Annotated in this window: 2 protein-coding genes; both read right to left on the bottom strand. The window is 46.0% G+C overall.

Annotated elements, in window-relative coordinates; all coding sequences use genetic code 11:
* The coding region (locus ACWHAR_RS20735) for a polysaccharide deacetylase family protein (protein WP_452087689.1) at positions 1 to 438 on the bottom strand (438 nt) is incomplete at its 3' end.
* A 106-nt stretch (positions 439 to 544) separates the two neighbouring features.
* Positions 545 to 1,642, bottom strand: coding sequence for a maltodextrin ABC transporter ATP-binding protein MsmX (gene msmX, locus ACWHAR_RS20730; protein WP_003242648.1), 1,098 nt, complete (start codon positions 1,640 to 1,642; stop codon positions 545 to 547).

The raw sequence follows: 1,642 nt of genomic DNA, 5'->3' as shown, positions 1-1,642 counted from the left end.
CTTCATCCCGTACTTTTTCAGCACCGGATACGCATCTTGATAATTGTCGGTGTACCCGTCATCAAATGTGATCAGCACGCACTTCTCACTCGGTTTTTTATCCTGCGTCAGCATGAGATATGCCTCTTTCGGCGTTAATGTCTGATAGCCGTTATCATGAAGCCACTTCATATGCGCCTCGAATTCTTTCTTTGGCACACGGAGGCTGTTTCCTGAAGAAATGCTGTGGTACATCAAAATCGGCAGCTTTGCCGGTTTCTCTGTTTTGATCCATGCGGATGTATCGTCTTCTTTTTTTTGAACTTGTACTGCCTTTTTTTCCGGTTTCTTTTGTTCCGCTTTTGGCATCGGCTGCTCTGCATTAGCCTCTTGATCAGCGCAAGCCGCAAGAACCAAACAGCTGCCCAAAAGAAAGATGCTTAAAAACAATCGTTTCATCGTTCTCCTGCTTTCTGTCTATTTCTTCCTCCTTTTTCATCGGTTTGATTCTGAGATTTTCAATAGCAAAAAACCGGACATGTCTCCATGTCCGGTTTTTTTGATCTTATCGGATTCTCACTTCTGTCTCACTGTCAAAGAAATGACCTTTATTCATATCAAATGCGACCGTCAGCTCATCGCCCGATTGAATATCGAGGCGGGCGTCGATCCGCGCAATAAAGTCTTGGTTGTCGATCTGCGAATAAATCATGATTTCAGAACCGAGCAGCTCTGCAACATTGATTTTCGCCTTAATCGAAGAGTTCTTATATGATTCGACGACAATCAATTCATCATGTATATCCTCAGGACGGATGCCAAAGATGACCTCTTTGCCGATATAGCCTTTTTCACGCAGCACTTTCATTTTTCCTTCCGGGACGGTTAATGCCGCAGAACCGATTTTGATTAAGCCATCCGTGAGCTTCCCTTTGAAAAAGTTCATCGCTGGTGATCCGATAAACCCGCCGACAAAGACGTTTTCAGGGAACTCGTATACATCCTTCGGCGTCCCGATCTGCTGAATTTTCCCATCTTTCATGACTACGATCCGTGTCGCCATCGTTAGCGCTTCTGTCTGGTCATGTGTCACATAAATCGTAGTAGTCTGCAGTCTCTGGTGGAGCTTAATGATTTCCGCCCGCATTTGCACCCTCAGCTTCGCGTCCAGGTTTGACAAAGGCTCATCCATCAGGAACACCTTTGCATCCCGCACGATTGCCCGGCCCAGCGCAACCCGCTGTCTCTGTCCGCCTGACAGCGCTTTCGGTTTACGGTGCAAATATTCCTCCAGCCCGAGAATTTTAGCGGCTTCTTCGACTCTTTTTTTGATTTCAGGCTTCGGCATTTTCCGAAGTTTAAGCCCGAACGCGATATTATCGTAGACCGTCATATGCGGATAGAGCGCGTAGTTTTGAAATACCATCGCGATATCCCTGTCCTTTGGCGCTACATCATTGACCCGTTTTCCTTCAATATAAAAATCGCCTTTCGAAATTTCTTCAAGTCCTGCGACCATTCGCAGCGTCGTTGATTTCCCGCAGCCGGACGGGCCGACGAATACGATAAATTCCTTATCGGCAATATGAAGGTTAAAGTCATCAACCGCCGGTTCCTTTTGATCATAAAATTTATAAATGTGCTCCATCCGCAATTCAGCCAT

The sequence above is a fragment of the Bacillus sp. LR--39 genome (genome assembly GCF_053613335.1).
The sequence above is the reverse complement of the archived record's forward strand: the minus strand, read 5'-3'. Positions and strand labels throughout refer to the sequence as shown.